This is a genomic window from Sciscionella marina DSM 45152 (genome assembly GCF_000379465.1).
Lineage (GTDB): Bacteria > Actinomycetota > Actinomycetes > Mycobacteriales > Pseudonocardiaceae > Sciscionella > Sciscionella marina.
Genome location: NZ_KB905403.1, coordinates 434,656 through 449,236, shown reverse-complemented (window position 1 = coordinate 449,236; position 14,581 = coordinate 434,656). Strand labels below are relative to the sequence as shown.

At 68.4% G+C, this 14,581-nt stretch carries 13 protein-coding genes; 7 read left to right on the top strand and 6 right to left on the bottom strand.

Features of this window, described 5'->3' with window-relative positions; genetic code table 11:
* Positions 1-37: 37 nt before the first annotated feature.
* Entirely contained in the window at positions 38-2,302 is a 2,265-nt protein-coding gene (gene purL, locus A37U_RS0126825) for a phosphoribosylformylglycinamidine synthase subunit PurL (protein ID WP_020499762.1), read from the top strand.
* Positions 2,303-2,322: 20 nt separating this feature from the next.
* Positions 2,323-3,423: a glycosyltransferase gene (locus tag A37U_RS0126820; protein WP_020499761.1), complete on the top strand. Its 1,101-nt coding sequence runs from the start codon at positions 2,323-2,325 to the stop codon at positions 3,421-3,423.
* Here the strand turns inward: A37U_RS0126820 and A37U_RS0126815 are convergent.
* The 3 genes from A37U_RS0126815 to A37U_RS45425 all read right to left on the bottom strand — a co-directional run bounded on the left by A37U_RS0126815 (position 3,420) and on the right by A37U_RS45425 (position 7,514).
* The gene (locus A37U_RS0126815; RefSeq protein WP_020499760.1) at positions 3,420-4,247 is read right to left on the bottom strand and encodes a lysozyme; all 828 of its coding nucleotides are present in this window, start codon (positions 4,245-4,247) and stop codon (positions 3,420-3,422) included. The two genes, A37U_RS0126820 and A37U_RS0126815, sit on opposite strands and share 4 nt — an antisense overlap.
* 129 nt (positions 4,248-4,376) lie before the next feature.
* The gene (locus A37U_RS0126810) at positions 4,377-5,225 is read right to left on the bottom strand and encodes a lysozyme (protein ID WP_157183030.1); all 849 of its coding nucleotides are present in this window, start codon (positions 5,223-5,225) and stop codon (positions 4,377-4,379) included.
* A 432-nt stretch (positions 5,226-5,657) separates the two neighbouring features.
* Positions 5,658-7,514 (bottom strand): glycoside hydrolase family 15 protein, encoded by a 1,857-nt coding sequence (locus A37U_RS45425; RefSeq protein ID WP_020499758.1) that lies wholly within the window; start codon positions 7,512-7,514, stop codon positions 5,658-5,660.
* 230 nt (positions 7,515-7,744) lie between these two features.
* Here A37U_RS45425 and A37U_RS0126800 point away from each other — a divergent pair, with 230 nt between their 5' ends.
* Genes A37U_RS0126800 through A37U_RS0126785 form a run of 3 tightly spaced genes read left to right on the top strand, consistent with a single transcriptional unit; the run spans position 7,745 to position 9,983 of the window.
* The gene (locus A37U_RS0126800; protein ID WP_020499757.1) at positions 7,745-8,122 is read left to right on the top strand and encodes a hypothetical protein; all 378 of its coding nucleotides are present in this window, start codon (positions 7,745-7,747) and stop codon (positions 8,120-8,122) included.
* A complete protein-coding gene (locus A37U_RS51910) occupies positions 8,122-9,609 on the top strand; it encodes a PPE domain-containing protein (RefSeq protein WP_020499756.1) in 1,488 nt (495 codons plus the stop codon). The genes A37U_RS0126800 and A37U_RS51910 overlap by 1 nt, the downstream gene beginning before the upstream one ends.
* Positions 9,606-9,983, top strand: coding sequence for a sterol carrier family protein (locus A37U_RS0126785; RefSeq protein WP_026197637.1), 378 nt, complete (start codon positions 9,606-9,608; stop codon positions 9,981-9,983). Before A37U_RS51910 ends, A37U_RS0126785 begins: the two co-directional genes overlap by 4 nt.
* Here the strand turns inward: A37U_RS0126785 and A37U_RS0126780 are convergent.
* The gene (locus A37U_RS0126780; RefSeq protein ID WP_026197636.1) at positions 9,963-10,577 is read right to left on the bottom strand and encodes a class I SAM-dependent methyltransferase; all 615 of its coding nucleotides are present in this window, start codon (positions 10,575-10,577) and stop codon (positions 9,963-9,965) included. The two genes, A37U_RS0126785 and A37U_RS0126780, sit on opposite strands and share 21 nt — an antisense overlap.
* Positions 10,578-10,601: 24 nt before the next feature.
* On the opposite strand from A37U_RS0126780, the gene A37U_RS48595 reads away from it, so the two are divergent.
* Together A37U_RS48595 and A37U_RS0126770 are read left to right on the top strand one after the other, a co-directional pair.
* On the top strand, positions 10,602-11,648 hold the full coding sequence (locus A37U_RS48595; protein WP_020499752.1) for a TrmH family RNA methyltransferase: 1,047 nt from the start codon (positions 10,602-10,604) through the stop codon (positions 11,646-11,648).
* Between the two features lie 10 nt (positions 11,649-11,658).
* Complete coding sequence (locus A37U_RS0126770) at positions 11,659-12,198, top strand: PaaI family thioesterase (protein ID WP_020499751.1); 540 nt, start codon at positions 11,659-11,661, stop codon at positions 12,196-12,198.
* Here the strand turns inward: A37U_RS0126770 and A37U_RS0126765 are convergent.
* Together A37U_RS0126765 and A37U_RS0126760 are read right to left on the bottom strand one after the other, a co-directional pair.
* Complete coding sequence (locus A37U_RS0126765) at positions 12,188-13,024, bottom strand: SDR family oxidoreductase (RefSeq protein ID WP_020499750.1); 837 nt, start codon at positions 13,022-13,024, stop codon at positions 12,188-12,190. The two genes, A37U_RS0126770 and A37U_RS0126765, sit on opposite strands and share 11 nt — an antisense overlap.
* A gap of 240 nt (positions 13,025-13,264) precedes the next feature.
* Positions 13,265-14,455 (bottom strand): L,D-transpeptidase, encoded by a 1,191-nt coding sequence (locus tag A37U_RS0126760; RefSeq protein WP_240437675.1) that lies wholly within the window; start codon positions 14,453-14,455, stop codon positions 13,265-13,267.
* Positions 14,456-14,581 lie beyond the last annotated feature (126 nt).

The following is a 14,581-nucleotide window of genomic DNA, read 5'->3' as shown; positions in this document are numbered from 1 at the left end:
GAGCGAGCGAGGAGCCGGACAATTGGCGCGTGAACGCATGATCGACACGACGGCCGAGGCCGCGAAGACCCCGGAACTCGACCAGCCATACGCCGAGCTCGGTCTCAAGGACGACGAGTACGCCCGCATCCGGGAAATACTCGGCCGCCGCCCGACCGAGGCCGAACTGGCGATGTATTCGGTGATGTGGTCCGAGCACTGCTCCTACAAATCCTCCAAGGTGCACCTGAAGTATTTCGGGGAGACCACGACCGAGGAAATGCGAACACGTCTGCTCGCCGGAATCGGGGAGAACGCGGGCGTCGTCGATATCGGCGACGGCTGGGCGGTCACGTTCAAGGTCGAATCGCACAACCACCCCTCGTACGTCGAACCGCATCAGGGCGCGGCGACCGGGGTCGGCGGGATCGTGCGGGACATCATGGCCATGGGCGCGCGCCCGATCGCGGTCGCGGACCCGCTGCGGTTCGGTGCCGCGGAGGCCGAGGACACCAGGCGCGTGGTGCGCGGGGTGGTCGACGGCATCGGGCACTACGGCAACTGCCTCGGCCTGCCGAACGTGGGCGGTGAGCTCGTCTTCGACTCGTCCTACAACGGGAACCCGCTGGTCAACGCCCTGTGTGTGGGTGCGATGCGCAGCGAGGACCTGCACCTGGCGCATGCCAGCGGCACCGGGAACAAGGTGATCCTGTTCGGGGCGCGCACCGGCCTGGACGGGATCGGCGGGGTCTCGGTGCTCGCCTCGGAGACCTTCGAGGGGGACGAGACCTCCGGCGGGCGCAAGAAACTGCCGAGCGTGCAGGTCGGCGACCCGTTCACGGAGAAGGTGCTCATCGAGTGCTGCCTCGAGGTGATCCGGGCGGGAATCGTGGTCGGCATCCAGGACCTCGGCGGGGCCGGGCTCTCCTGCGCGACCAGTGAGCTCGCCTCCGCGGGTGACGGCGGGATGCGCGTGGAACTCGACCGGGTTCCGTTGCGCGCCAAGGACATGACTCCGGCCGAGGTGCTCTCCAGCGAATCCCAGGAACGGATGTGCGCGGTCGTCGCCCCGGAACACGTGGACGCCTTCCTGGCGGTGTGCGCGAAATGGGATGTCACCGCGACCGAGATCGGTGCGGTCACCGACGGCGACAACCTGGTCATCACCTGGCACGGGGAGACCGTGGTGGATGTGCCACCGCGCACCGTGGCGCACGACGGACCGGTCTACCAGCGGCCGGTACAGCGCCCGGAAAGCCAGGACGCCTTGCAGGCCAACACATCCGCGAGCCTCGCCCGGCCGGATGACCTGCGCAGGACGGTGCTGGAAATGCTCGCCGCGCCGAACCTCGCGGCCAAGCGCTGGGTCACCGACCAGTACGACCGCTATGTGCGCGGCGGCACGGTGCTCGCCCAGCCCGCGGATTCCGGCATGGTGCGGGTGGACGAGCAGACCGGCCGCGGAATCTCGGTGGCCACCGACTGCAATTCCCGCTTCGTGGCGCTCGATCCGTACGAGGGCGCTCGGCTCGCACTCGCCGAGGCCTACCGCAATGTGGCCTGTGGCGGGGCCACCCCGCTCGCGGTCTCCGACTGCCTCAACTTCGGTTCCCCGGAGGATCCGGGTGTCATGTGGCAGTTCCGCGAGGCGGTGCGCGGGATCGCCGACGGGTGCGCCGAACTCGGTATCCCGGTCACCGGCGGCAACGTCAGCTTCTACAACCAGACCGGCTCGACCGCGATCCTGCCCACCCCGGTGGTCGCGGTGCTCGGCGTGATCGACGATGTGGACCGGCGCATCCCGGCCGGGATCGGCACCGAGACCGGGGAAACCCTGCTGCTGCTCGGCGAGACCCGGGACGAGTTCGACGGCTCCGAATGGGCCAGGGTCGCGCACGGCCACCTGGGCGGTCTCCCGCCCAAGGCCGATCTCGCGTGGGAGAAGCTGCTCGGGGAGATCCTGGTCGCCGGTTCCCGGGACGGGATGATCTCCGCGGCACACGATGTGGCCGACGGCGGGCTGATCCAGGCCGTCATCGAGATGGCCCTGATCGGCCAGACCGGGGCCCGGGTGCTGCTCGACCCGGACCAGGACCCGTTCGTGCAGCTGTTCGCCGAATCCGCGGGCCGGGCCGTGGTCGCCGTGCCGCGCTCCGAGGAACTGCGGTTCACCGAGATGTGCACCGCGCGCGGGTTGCCCTGGCGCAAGACCGGGGTGGTCGACGCGGAGTCGGGAAGCCTGGAGATCCAGGGGGTCGCCGAGTTCAGCCTCACCGAGCTCGCCGAGACCTGGAACGCCACCCTGCCGCGGCTGTTCGACTAGGGCACGAGCGAGGAGCACGCATGCGAGTGCTGTTCACCTCTGCTCCCGGCCACGGTCACGTGCGCCCGCTGCTTCCACTCGCCGGGGCGGCTCGCTCGGCCGGGCATGAGGTGCTGTTCGCCACCGATGCGGACTTCTTGGCCGCACCGGAGAAGGCCGGACTGCGCACGATGCCTGCCGGTGGGAGCATCCAGGAGGCGTTCGCCGCCGCGACCGGCTCGGTGCCCCGGCGGCCACCGAGCGGGGACGGGATGCGGCCGGTCCTCGGCGCCGTGTTCGGGGACGCCATGCCGCGCCGATTCCTCGCCGACCTCACCCCGATTCTCGAGCGCGAGCGCCCCGATCTCGTCGTGTACGAGCAGGGCAACATCGGCGGCGGATTCGCCGCGAAACTCGCCGGTATTCCCGGCATGCGGCATGGCTTCGGCCGAGTCTCCCCGTCCGACCTCGGCGCCGAGATCCAGCGGAACTCACGCGCGCTCGCCGCCGAAATCGGTATCGGGGAACCTCCGCAGGCCACCGATCCGTTCATCGATATCTGCCCGGAATCCGCGCAGGCACCCGAAGCCCTCGCCACCACCGACCGGATTCCGTTGCGCCCCGGTGAATGGCACGAGCCGGTCGTCCGGACCGGGCACCCGCTGCTCTATCTCACGTTCGGCACCGCGTTCGGCGATGTCGAAGTGCTACGCACCGCCATCGCCGGGCTATCCACTTTGGACGCCGAGGTACTCGTCGCCACCGGGCCCGCGGTCGATCCCGCGACGCTCGGCGCCGTCCCGGACAACGTGCGCCTGGAAACGTGGGTGTCCCAGGACGCCGTGCTGCGGGCCAGTTCGCTCGCCGTGCATCACGGCGGCAGCGGAACCATGCTCGGTGCCTTCGCCGCGGGCATCCCGCAACTGGTACTCCCGCAGGGCGCCGACCAGTTCACCAATGCCGAAACCGTGCACGCGCTCGGTCTCGGCACGATACTCACCGAACCGGGCACGATCACCGAGGCCGCACGGCACCTGCTCACCACACCGGCGGTGGCAGCGGCTGCCCGGACCATGGCCGCGGAGGTCGCGGCCATGCCCGCACCCGATGAACTGGCAGCTCGTCTGCCCGAGTTCGCCTAGTCCGCAGCGGTGGCGAACTTGGTGAGCTGATCCATGGAACCGTTGAACACGTTCTGATCGATCGGTGAATCGTTGTACTGCCACACCGAATAGCCGCCCCAGGTCCCGGGCAGCTGGCCGGGATCGGCGGCATAGCGCGCGACCCACAGCGGGTTGCTCTTCGCGAAGTCCCCGTCCACGCACTGGCTCCACCAGTTCGCGGAGGTGTAGATCGCCGGATACTTGTTCGTCTTGGCCTTGTAGGTATCGGAGAAGTCCTTGATCCAGGCTCCCATCGCGGACTTGCTCAGCCCGTAGCAGGCCGGCTTGCCCTGCACGCTTTCCATGTCGAGCGCGCCGGGAAGGGTCTTGCCGTCTCCGGTCCATCCGCCACCGTGCGCGAGGAAGTAGTTGGCCTGCTCCGCGCCGGAGGTGGAGTCCGGGTGCGCGAAGTGGTAGGCGCCGCGGATGAAGCCCTTGTCGTAGGAGCCGTTGTACTGCTGGCCGAAGTAGGGGTTCGTGTATCCGGTGCCCTCGGTCGCCTTCACCCAGGTGAACCGTTTACCGGCGTTCCACTGCGCGGCCCAGTCCACAGTGCCCTGGTGGCTGGCCACGTCGACCCCGCGCACCGTATCGGCCAGGCGCGCCGCGCGTTTGTCGATCGCGGAAAAGGTCTTCGGTGCCTTGCCCTGCTCGGCGCGAATGGAATCGCCCATCGAATGGTTCTGCACCGATTCGGTTTCCGCGCCCGCCGGGAGCGTGCCACCGAGACACAAGGCCGCGGCCACGACCCCGGCCGTCGCGCTCGCCGCCCGGATCTGTTTTCCGTGTTTCCCCGACTTCATGATTCTGCCGACCCCTTCTTGAGAGTTTACAGTTTCACAGTTGACAGTTTTGCTGTCCTTACTGAAATCCGAATTCCCCGCCACGAAGACGGCTCATGGCGGGGAATTCGGCACTATGCGACTCCGGCTTCAGTCGTGATTCGTGGCGAATACCTTCAGCCGATCATAGGAACCGTTGAATACGTCCTGATCGATCGGCGATGAGGAATACTGCCATACGGTGTAGCTGGTCCAGTTCGGCGGCAGCGCGCCGACGCTCGAGCTGTATCGTGCCACCCACAGTGGATTCGTCTTCGAGAAGTCTCCGGAGACGCACTGGTTCCACCAGTTCGTCGAGGTGTAGATCGCCGGATACTTGTTCGTCTTGGCCTTGTAGGTGTCGGAGAAGTCCTTGATCCAGCTGGTCATCGAGGACTTGCTCAACCCGTAACAGGTGGCGCCGTACGGGTTGTACTCCATGTCGAGCGCGCCGGGAAGGGTCTTCCCGTCGCCGCTCCACCCTCCGCCGTGCGCAAGGAAGTAGTTCGCCTGTACGGCGCCGGAGGACTTGTTCGGCAGTGCGAAGTGATACGCGCCCCTGATGAATCCCTTGCTGTACGAACCGTTGTACTGCTGGGCGAAGTACGGACTGGTGTAACCGGTGCCCTCGGTCGCCTTCACCCAGGCGAACCGTTTACCCGCATTCCACTGCGCGTTCCAGTCCACATTGCCCTGATGCCCGGAGACATCGATGCCCTGCACGCCCGCCTGCAGATTCGACGCGGCCTTGTCGAGTGCGGAGAACGTGCGCGCGGCGGGCCGGCCCTCGTGCTTCCGGATCTGCGAACCCATCGAATGATCATCCGGGTTCTGCATACCGTTCGCCGGGAGTGTGTTCGCCGGTTCGGCACCAGCCTGAGTAATAGGAAGTGCCAAGGCCGCGGCGCACACTCCTGCCGCACCCGCCGCGATGAGTCTTGGTCTGATCTTCATGATCATGCCTTTCTGTGCCCTCGCTTTTCAGATTCGCCCCGGTCACCGCCAGTAGGCGGATGCAAGGCACTCACCACAAACCGTGATTTTCCGTTAATTCATGGCGAGAGCCGTATGATATGCGCGCCCGACCCGTGGGGCAATAATCTTCGGAACGGTTTGCCTGTTTGCGAAAACGGAGCCCGAAGTGAACAATTCCGCACGCTTAATTGCGCGAAAATCCACGGTTCCGATCGCGAATCCCCACGCCCCCGTCGATACACGGAGCCGTCGAAGCTTTCACGCAAACCGGTCACGCGGCAAGTGTGCGTGACCGATGTGGCCGTTGTAAACACTTGTGGTCAAAGTTGCGCATGGTACTACGCAGAGTTCATCTGATCGGGCGGCGACACGCGGTACTTCGCAGGGAACTCATACAGTGAGTACTAGCGCACAGAGTCATTCCGCCCGCGTACGGTCCCGGTGATGCCTGCGGTGCACGCCGTCGCCCCACAGCGTCGCCGCGCTGTTCACCAGGGCGAGGTGGGAGAACGCCTGCGGGAAGTTCCCGATGAACCGCTGCTGCTCCGCGTCGTACTCCTCGGCGAGCAGGCCGACGTCATTGGCCAGCCCGAGCAGCCGCTCGAACATCGCCTCGGCCTGCTCCCGGCGCCCGGCGAGGGCCAGCGCGTCCACGTACCAGAAGGAGCACATCAGGAAGGCGCCCTCCTTGCCGGAGAGCCCGTCCAGTCCCTGCTGGTCACCGGTGGTGTACCGATCCACGAGGTCGCCGTGCGCGAGTTCCCGGCCGACCGCGTCGATGGTGCCGAGCATGCGCTCATCGTCGCCGGGAAGGAACCCGACCGAGGACAGCCGCAATGTCGCCGCGTCCACCGTCGTTCCGCCGTAATACTGGGTGAACGTGCCGAGCTCGGTGTTGTACCCGTGCTCGAGCACCTCGGCGTGCATCGCTTCGCGCATCTCCCGCCAGCGCTGCACCGGCCCGGGAAGGCCCGATTCGCAGGCGCGCACCGCCCGGTCGAAGGCCACCCAGATCATCACCCGCGAATAGACGAAGTACCGGTCCTCGCCGCGTACCTCCCACAGCGACTTGTCCGGCTGCTGCCAAATCGTCTCCAGGTGGCGCATCAGCCCGCGCTGCATCGCCCAGGACTCCGGGGTCTCCTCCAGCCCGCGCTCGCGCGCCAGCTGCAGCGCGTCCATGACCTCGCCGAACACATCCAGCTGCTGCTGCCGGAACGCCCCGTTGCCCACCCGTACCGGCGCCGAACCGTGATAGCCGGGCAACCAGTCGAGCTCCTGTTCGAACAGGTGCCTCGAACCGTCGATGCTATACATGATCTGCAGATCGCTCGCATCCCCCGCCAGTGCCCTGTGCAGCCACCGCCGCCAGGCGAACGCCTCTCCCGAACGGCCGAAGTTGTCCAGCGCGAGCAGGGTCAGCGTGGCATCGCGCAGCCAGCAGTACCGGTAGTCCCAGTTGCGCTCCCCGCCGATGGTCTCGGGCAGCGAGGTGGTCGGCGCGGCCACGATGCCCCCGGTCGGCGCGTAGGTCAGCGCCTTGAGGGTGAGCAGCGAACGACGCACGGCCTCCCGGTGCGGGCCCTCGTAGCGCAGCCCGCCCGCCCAGTCCCGCCACCATCGCTCGGTGTTGTCCACCTCGACCGCCGGATCGATCACCGGCTGGTGCACCTCGGGATCCGGGCAGTAGGACAGCGCCCAGGACAGCTGCTCGCCCTCGTCGAGGGTGAACTCCGCCCCGTGCGCGCGCTCCGAGTCGACCCGATAGGGCAACAGATCCCCGTGCAGGGTGACCGCGCTCGGACCGGCGACCGCGAGGATGTACTCCCCGTCCTCCGCGCGCACCCGGCGCACCCAGGGGATCGAGTCCCCGTAGGCGAACCGAAGCACCCAGCGCATCTCGAGGGTGACTTCACCGGAGATCCCGATCACGGTGCGCACCACGGCGGGCGCGTCGTCGGTGTCGGTCTGGTGCGGCTGCATGGCGTCGACCAGCCGCACCACACCCTCCTCGGTGTGGAAGTCGGTCTCGAGCACCATCGTGGTGTCCCGGTACCGCCGCTCCACCTTGGTGACCTGCGCGGTCGGCGCGATCCGCCAGTGCCCGTGCGATTCGTCGCCGAGCAGCCTGGAGAACACCGAGGGGGAATCGAAGCGGGGAAGACACAGCCAGTCGATCGAGCCGTCCTTGCCGACGAGCGCGGCGGTGCGCATATCGGAGAGCAGCGCGTAGTCCTCGATCGGCCCGGGGGCGCTTCGCTGGTCAGCAGTCACATCCGGACCCTATCCCCGGGCTCGGGACACCCCGGGGCGCCCGGCAGTGGCGTTTCGCCCGGTCCCTCGCACGCGCGCGCGGAGATTTTTCGACGGCTCCGCTGTGTGGCTGCGCGTGATTTTGTATGGTGAAGTGGCTCAAGTGGGGCGATCGTATCTCCGGGAACCGGACCACCGCGTCATACGTCGCAGCTACGATCGTCGCATCGATACGCGAGCAGGGAGGCGCAGTGTCTACACCAGGTGGGAACACCGGGCAGCCGGGTGGGTCGCAGCGGCTGCACGTCGATCCGGCTTCGATCGGGGCGGCCAAGCAGGCATTCAGTGAGGCGCTCGATGGCGTGCAGCAGCAATTGCGCCGCATCCAGTCCGCCCACCAGCAGCCCTGGGCGGGGGACCCGGTGAGCGCCGAGACCGCGCACGCGGTCAACAACCGCACCAAGGGCGGCACCGAGGAGTTCAACGCGGAGAACGTGCTGCTCAACTACGCGCGCCAGCTCAGCAATGTGGTCGAAGGGCTGCAGCGCACCGAGCGCACTTACCGCAATTCCGAGGACGACAACGCGGCGATGTGGCACAAGCACGCACGCGAAGGGGGTGGCCAGTAATGACGGACATGCGCTGGCGCGGACAGAACCACGAGACGCTGTACAACTGGATCAACAGCGGCGAGGGCGCCCGCGCGGCCACCCCGCAGCTGGAGTACTGGGAGGGCCTCAAGCGTTCGCTGGTGGACATCAGCGGCCGGCTCAACGACTCGCTCAACAAGATCGGTGCCAACTGGGAGGGCAGCGCGGGAGAGACCGCGCACAAGGGCATGACCCCGCTGCGGCAGTGGGCGGACGCCGCGCAGGCCTCGGCCGATGTCATGCGCCAGACCGCGCAGGACCAGGCCGACCACGTCTCGACCGCGCGCGCCAAGATGCCCGAGCCGGTGCCCAAGACCGACGGTGGCGCCATGTCCTGGCCCGCCGAGGGCGCCGTGCCTCCCGGGCAGGGCAAGCCGGTCAACCCGGCGGCCGCGATCGCGCTGCACGGCAAGGATCTGGAGAAGGTCGAGCGCGCGGCAGGGGACGCCTCGGAGCGCGCCGTGCAGGTGATGAACGAGTACCAAGCGGCCAGCGAGCACAACGCGGGAACCATGGCGAACTTCTACAACCCGCCGAACATCGTGCTCGAGGTCGGTAACCAGCTCATCTCCGGTGGCGCCACGTTCTCCGGCGGCCACAACAGGGCGAATTTCCAGCAGACCGGCGGCCAGGACCAGACGCCGCGGTTCAACACCGAGACCGCGGGCTACGGCTCCACGCCGACCGGAATGTCCGGTTCTGGTGCACCGCAACCGCACCTGCCGAGCTCGGCCCCGGCAGCCCCGGCCGCGGCCAGCTACAACGAGAGCGCCGCGGGAACGCTGGGCGCGAGCGCGGCACTCGGCGCGCTCGGTGGCCAGCTCGCCCCGAAACTCGCCCCCGGCGGGTTCACCGGTGCGGCCTTCGGCGGTCGCGGCGGCAAGGACGAGGAGCGTTCCTCCGGTTCCCGGCCGGGTGCCACGACCGGGGCGACCAACGCGTCCGCGGCGAACACCACCCCGTCCTCGGCCCCGCAGAACAACACCCCGGCCGGTGCCCCGATGTCCCCGGGCATGGGCGCGGGCGGCGCGGGCATGAGCGGTGGGGACACCACCAAGGGCGGTAATCCCTACCTCGCCAACCGCGGTCTCAGCGGGAACTCACCCAATTCGGAGGGCTTCGACCCGCTCGGCCAGGACAAGCCGAGCGCGGGCGGGCACACCGGGGCGACCGTGCAGGCGAGCAACCAGCAGCACGGCGGCGGAGCCTCCGGCGGCGCTCCGGTGCAGCACCAGCAGCCGGGCGGCTACGGTTCCTATGGCTCCTACGGCTCGGACATGCAGAACCCGGCCGGGATGCCACCCGCGGGTGCGGGCGGTGCCGGTGGGGCCGGTGGCGCGGGCGGCTTCGGCGGCAGCGGCGGCGACCAGGTGCACGAGCAGAACTCCTTCCTGGTCTCGGCGGACAACGTGTTCGGCGACGACGAGATCAAGGTCGCCCCGCCGGTCATCGGTGAGGACTACTGAGCCGGAAACGCGTAGACCCGGCGCAGGCCCGTGCGGCGGTCGGCGAGGTCCTTCCGTGGCTTCGCGGGGAGGCCGAGCCTCCCGCCCGTACGGTCCTCGCGCCTGCGGTCCGGCTCAGTCTGCGGCTGCTCGAACAGCTCGCTCCCGGGCACACCGTCGAGGTGCGGGTGCCGCCGTTCGCCGCGGTGCAGTGCATCGAGGGACCCCGGCACACCCGCGGCACCCCGCCGAACACCGTGGAAACCGATCCGCGCAGCTGGCTGCTGCTGGTCTGTGGCCTGCTGGGCTGGGCGGAAGCCATGGAACAGGGCGCGGTGCGGGCCTCCGGGCACCGCGCGGATCTGTCCGCCGAACTACCCCTGCTGCGGTTCTGAGGTTCGCGCGGTCACCTCGAGCACGCGGAACCCCCGGTGCGAGGCGAGCCGTCCGGTCGGATACCCCTGCGCGACGAGCCACGCGGCCAGCGAATCCGAACCGAGGTTGCGCTGCACCACCAAGTAGGCGCGCCCGTCCTCGGTGAGCCGGGAAAGCCAGCGCAGCAGTAGCTCGTGCAGCGCGGCCTTGCCGATACGCACCGGTGGGTTCGAGTACAGGTAGTCGAAGCGCAGCGCATCGGGCATCTCGTCCGGGGCACACGCGGTCAGGTTCGCGGCGCCGAGCCGTTCGGCGTTCGCCCTGGTCAGTTCGAGTGCCCGCTCGTTCGTATCGATGCCGTACACCCGCGAACCGGGCCGGTGCAGCGCGAGCGCGCAGGCGATGGGCCCGTATCCGCAGCCGAGATCGAGCACCGTGCCATCGGTGTCCGGCCAGGGCATCTCGTCCAGCAGCACCGCGGTGCCCTTGTCGAGGTGGTCCTTGGCGAACACCCCGGCATCGGTGCCGAGCTCGAAGTCCAGCTCACCCGCGCGCACCGGGACCACGCCCGGACGGGACCGCGCAACCGGTCGCTGACTGAAGTAATGCCCCACGCGGCGAGAGGTTACCTTGCACGAATGGCGATCATCAGCTCGGTGAAGGATCCCCGCATCGCCGCCGTGCGGGAACTGGGCACCGCGACGGCCCGGCGCGCGGCGAACAAATGCGTGCTCGAAGGCGAACTGCTCGTCGAACAGGCCATCGAAGCGGGTGCCGCGCTGGAATTCGTGCTGCTCGCCGGGCGCGCACTGGACCGGGAACCCGACTGCCCGGTGCACGAGGTCACCCCCGGCGTGCTCAAACAGGCCCTGCGCAGCCAGAAACCGGTGACCGCGCTCGCCGTCGCCGAGCTGGGCGCGCGGTCCGGAGAGTTCGGCGAGCTCGCCCTCGTCGCCGAGGACATCGCCGATCCGGGCAACCTCGGCACCATCGTGCGCACCGCGTGCGGGCTCGGCGCAACCGATATCGTGCTGACCGAGGAGCGCACCGACCCGACGAGCAGGCGGGCGCTGGAGGCCTCCCGCGCCGCGGTGCTGCGGGCGGGCCTGCACCGCTACCCGGATCCCACTACCGCGCTGGATTCCTTGCACACCTTGGGTTTCGAGATCGCGGTGACCGCACCGGCCGGGCGCACCGTTCCCGCGCTCACCCCGCTTTCCGGTGGCCCGCTCGCCGTGGTGCTCGGCAACGAGACCGCGGGGGTCAGCGAGGCCGTGCTGGAGCGCGCGGACCACGTGGTGCGCATTCCGATGGCCACCGAGGTGGAATCGCTGAACGTGGGGGTCGCCGCCGGGGTGGCCCTTGCCGCGCTGCGCGAGCGGATGCTGGCCGTCTCGCTGCCGCAGCGTTGCGCACAGGCGGTGTTCCCGGAACCGGTGCGGGCCGCGCTCGCTGCCCGGCTCGGTTCCCTCGGCCACGCCGCACCCGCCGAGTTCGAGGCGCTGACCGCGGCGGGCGCCGGGCGGGAAACCCCGCTGGACGAGACGCTGCGCGCCAAGGGCTGGCTCGGCGAACGGGGCCTGAGCACCGAGGGCAGGGCGCAGTTGCTCGCGCTGTGGCCGGAATACGAGGCGGCACTGCGAGTCCGCCCACGTGGTACGGACAAATCGGGGAACCCGACCTAACCTCGTCGGGGTGAGTACTGGGAAATCGTGGCCGCCCGTCGAGGTCGAACCCGCCACGCGACGCCCGAAGGCACCGGCGCCCGGGCAGCTGCTCGGCGAGCACTACCGGGACTGTTTCGGCTGCGGGAGCGGCACACCGGGCGGGTTGCACCTGCGCACCACCGCGGGTGAGGGAGCAACGGTGCGCGCCGAATTCAAGGTCAGCGAGGCCCATCAGGGCGCTCCGGGGCTCGCGCACGGCGGGGTGCTCACCGCGGCGTTCGACGAAACGCTCGGCGCGGTGTGCGGACTGGTCAGCTACCCGGCGGTCACCGGGAAACTGGAGACCGACTTCCTGCACCCGGTCCCGGTCGGCAGCGTGCTGTTCATCGACGCCCGGGTGGACGGGACCGCCGGGCGCAAGCTCTACACCAGCGCGCTCGGCAGGCTGGACGCCCCGGACGGCAGGCTCGCCCTGCGCGCGCGGGCGCTGTTCATCCGGGTCGGCATCGAGCATTTCCGGAAACACGGCACGCCACCCGAGCAGTGGGGCAGCGAGGTCAACCCCTGACCCGCTGCTCGTAGGCGGTGCGCTCGGCCGAATGCGCACCGCCGGCCAGCAGCTGATCGGCCTTGAGGGCGCGGGCCATCCAGTCGGTGAACCCGCGCGGCAGCGCCCTCGGCAGCTTCAGCAGCGCACCGGCGAATCCGGGGACGAAAACGTCGAACCGCGGGAACTGCAGCACCCGCACGATCGCGGCGGCCACTTCCTCGGGGGCCACGGATTTCACCAGCTTCGCCTCGCCGAGCCCACTGGCCAGTTCGGTGCGCACGATGCCCGGCAGCACCACCGCGATGTCCACCCCGGTGCCGCGCAGTTCCCTGGCCACGGCATCGGAGAAGCCGACGACCCCGTGCTTGGTCGCGCAGTAGGTTGCCCCGCCGGGGAACCCGCCGACCCCCGCGATCGAGGCGATGTTCACGATGTGGCCGCGGCGGCGCGCCTTCATCCGGCGCATCGCCTCCTTGGTGCCGTGGATGACCGCGAACAGGTTGATCTCCAGCTGTTTGCGCGCGGTTCCGGTCGGTTCCTCGTCCGCGGGGCCGAGCGGCATGATGCCCGCGTTGTTGATCAGCACATCGATCGGTCCGGCCCGGCGCTGCGCCTCGTCCAGGAACGCGGTGAACGCCTCCGGATCGGTCACGTCGACCTGCAGCGCGATCGGCTCCTTATCCAGGCGCTGCGCGGTCTCCTCGGCGCTCGCCTGGTCGATGTCCCCGATGACCACCTTGGCACCGTGCGCGACCAGGGCACTCACCGTCGCGGCGCCGATTCCGCGCCCGCCGCCGGTGATGACGACGACTTTTCCGCTCAGACTCCTCGGCTGCTTCGCCATCGGGCCTCCTCGCCTCGAACCTGCGAACGAACCTACAAGCAATCCATCCTGCATGTAAATATCGCTCGGTTGCCGGGCGGTATGGTTCCGTGACCGAAGACCAGTCCTGAGCACCTGCCGATGTGGACCCCGAGCGACCGAACGCGGCCCGGCTGGAACCGGGCCTTCCTGCGCCGTTCGGTGCAGCACTGAAAAACCGCCCCCGGCACACGGCCGGGGGCGGTTCTCGGTTCGGGTTGCTCAGTTCTTGTGCAGCGCGCTGCCCTTGAGCCACTGGTCCCAGGGCAGTGACCAGTCCCCGTAGAGGTCGTACACCGGCAGCTGCTTGCCACCATTGGCGACCTCGACGACATCGCCCACTCCGAAGTGATCGAAGAACCAGGAGGCGTTCGACTGGTTCAGGTTGATACAACCGTGTGAGACGTTCGAACTGCCCTGGGAACCCACCGAGTCCGGGTTCTCGTGCACGAACTCGCCGTCGTTGGAGATCCGCTCCGCGTAGTACTCGGTCGTGTTGTAGCTGCCCGGCCCACCGCAGACGCCGTAGCTGCAGGAATTCATCTGGTACGAGCGCGACTTCGAGGAGACCACATGCGCCCCGCTGTGCGTGGGCGTGGCGTCCTTACCCATCGAGACCGGCATCGTCTTGACCGTCTGGCCATTGTGCTCGATGGCCATCTTCTCGCCGTTCGCGTCCGCCTTGGCGATCCACGAGTCGTGCACCGTCAGGTCGAGGTCGCGGTCGGCCTTGCCGTACACCCCGTCACCGAGGTTCACCCCGTAGATGCCGACATGCAGGTGGATCTTGGTGCCCGGCTTCCAGAACTCCTTGGGCCGGTAGTCGACCTGCTTGTCGTCGATCCAGTGCCAGGCGCCCTCCTGATTGGGTGTGGAGGTGACCTGCAGCGCCTTCTCGGCCGCGGCCTTGTCGGTGATCTTGTGGTCGAACTGCACGACGAGCGGGAGCCCGACGCCGATGCTGTTGTTCGAACCGGGCGGCGGGATCAGCGCGGGATAGGCGGTCGTCTTCGGATCGATCGTGTGCACGGTCGATTTCTTGTCGGTGTTCTTACCGTCCCCGTTCGCCTTCGCGTCCACGTTGTACGTCGCCCCGTAGCCGAGGTCTTCCGTGGTGTGCCACGAGGTCTTGTCCGGAGAAAATTCCCCTTTGACCGCTTTGCCTTTGTCATTGGTCACGGCGATATTCGTGAGTTTGCCGTTCGCGACCTTCACGTTGATCGGCGCGTTCGGACTCAGCTGCGCACTGGCCGCCGGCGTGATCGCGATCGTGGCGTCCTGCGTATCGTCGCCACCGCCACCGCTGCCACCGCTGCCCGAACCACCACTGCATGCGGCGAGCAGCAGTGTGCCCGCACCAGCGAGCGCGACCATACCGAGCCGCGCACGATTCCGCCGTCGGTTCTTCGTCATCGACCGATTCAATCCCTTCGCCCTCACTCCCCTGTTATTGGTGACGCATCGGGGCGGCCGACGTTGCTGCGGTTCGCCCTAATCGCGGGGATCAAGCCGTGAGCGTGATCACGCAGTTAACATCGA

Excerpts from the sequence above, each read along its gene's own strand:
- A37U_RS0126810 (WP_157183030.1), bottom strand. The coding sequence starts at position 5,225 with ATGATCATGAAGATCAGACCAAGACTCATCGCGGCGGGTGCGGCAGGA.
- A37U_RS0126820 (WP_020499761.1), top strand. The coding sequence starts at position 2,323 with ATGCGAGTGCTGTTCACCTCTGCTCCCGGCCACGGTCACGTGCGCCCG.
- A37U_RS0126760 (WP_240437675.1), bottom strand. The coding sequence starts at position 14,455 with ATGACGAAGAACCGACGGCGGAATCGTGCGCGGCTCGGTATGGTCGCG.
- A37U_RS0126815 (WP_020499760.1), bottom strand. The coding sequence starts at position 4,247 with ATGAAGTCGGGGAAACACGGAAAACAGATCCGGGCGGCGAGCGCGACG.
- purL (WP_020499762.1), top strand. The coding sequence starts at position 38 with ATGATCGACACGACGGCCGAGGCCGCGAAGACCCCGGAACTCGACCAG.
- A37U_RS48595 (WP_020499752.1), top strand. The coding sequence starts at position 10,602 with ATGGCGATCATCAGCTCGGTGAAGGATCCCCGCATCGCCGCCGTGCGG.
- A37U_RS0126765 (WP_020499750.1), bottom strand. The coding sequence starts at position 13,024 with ATGGCGAAGCAGCCGAGGAGTCTGAGCGGAAAAGTCGTCGTCATCACC.
- A37U_RS51910 (WP_020499756.1), top strand. The coding sequence starts at position 8,122 with ATGACGGACATGCGCTGGCGCGGACAGAACCACGAGACGCTGTACAAC.